Here is a 1,319-nt window from a genome sequence, read left to right on the forward strand (position 1 = left end):
GTATCTTTTTCTTGTGTGATATTGTCTTGATGAGACAAAGCATTAGTTTGCATGAGAATCCTTAGAGTGATTTTGTCTAAATTCTTTTACTTTTTCATTGTAGAGATTCATAAATACTTTGCTTACTTCAAAGCCATTTCTTACTATACAATCAAAACCTACTCCAAACCCTTCTTGTTTATCAAATTGGATTTTTATACCTGATTTTGCTTTTTCTTGTATATCCTTTTCACTTAAAGGATAGAGATTCTTATAAGGGATAAAGACATCGCTAAAGATTCGCCCAATGAGTAAGCCCTCCTCTGTGATACTAAGGGAGTTTTCAGCTATATAAGTTAATGCACGCCATAGACATGCCAATAAGATTGTCAAACCAAAAGCATACATTTTTAGTCCCACACCAAACAATATCAAAACTAGAATACCAAAACAAGGAAAGAGATACATCAAACCAGCAAATCTCCACCTTTGCCATTTTACTTCCATAAGAATCTTACCTATATTGTGGTTTTTTGCTCTTGCAAAAGTAGGAGTAAAAAATAAAGCAAAAATGGCAAAAATAAGATATACAACAACAAACCAAAAAGAATGTATAAGTAATATCTTAACAATAAGAGGGAGATTGTGGATAATTTGAGCGTGTAAGACTATATTTTTTTTAACATGGAGTGTAAGGGCAAGATTGCCAAAGACTACTATGAGCATTGCCACCAAGAAAAAAATTACGAATATGTGATACACCATGTATAAAATTTTTTTATTTTTTTTAAACAATGGGTGATACCTTAAAAAATACAAAAACATTATGCAATCCTTTCTCTATAGTTTATATTATTTTGCATAGATTCCAAACTTGCTAATTCCTCTATAAAAGCAGAGCTTATATTATCATGATTAAGAAAAGAATGTGGATAGAGTGTAGTATCTTTTTCTTGTGTGATATTGTCTTGATGAGACAAAGCATTAGTTTGCATGAGAATCCTTTGTATTGTTTTATGTTCTTTGGGCTTCTTTGGTTTTTGTCTATTATAACATTTATATGTTTTGTTCTGTTTATTATGGTGTTATCTCTTTTATTCACTTTTCACCTCTCCACCTTTGACTACAAGTCCTTTGCTATCTATCACTACTTCTACTCCACCTGCTTTTATGATGACAGAATCTGAAGTAGCAGTAATAGTAGTCTCACCTATGTTGAAATTTAGGCTATTGCCTGCTTGGATAGCCATATCTGTTGCCACACTTATATCAGAAGCATCAGAATGTAAGGTTAAATGTTTTTTAGATTCTAGAGTCATATTTTCATTGGCATTTACAAA

2 protein-coding genes and 1 pseudogene are annotated in these 1,319 nt (G+C 31.5%); all 3 read right to left on the reverse strand.

Features of this window, described 5'->3' with window-relative positions; all coding sequences use genetic code 11:
• Positions 1-42: 42 nt before the first annotated feature.
• On the reverse strand, positions 43-705 hold the full coding sequence (locus tag CQA53_RS11515; RefSeq protein WP_147290058.1) for a hypothetical protein: 663 nt from the start codon (positions 703-705) through the stop codon (positions 43-45).
• Between the two features lie 98 nt (positions 706-803).
• Positions 804-974, reverse strand: a complete 171-nt coding sequence (locus CQA53_RS12795) for a hypothetical protein (protein ID WP_181882477.1) — start codon at positions 972-974, stop codon at positions 804-806.
• Positions 975-1,073: 99 nt separating this feature from the next.
• Positions 1,074-1,319, reverse strand: a pseudogene (locus CQA53_RS11520) (hypothetical protein); the annotation flags it as partial.

It is taken from the genome of Helicobacter didelphidarum (genome assembly GCF_003364195.1).
GTDB classification, from domain to species: Bacteria; Campylobacterota; Campylobacteria; order Campylobacterales; family Helicobacteraceae; genus Helicobacter_A; species Helicobacter_A didelphidarum.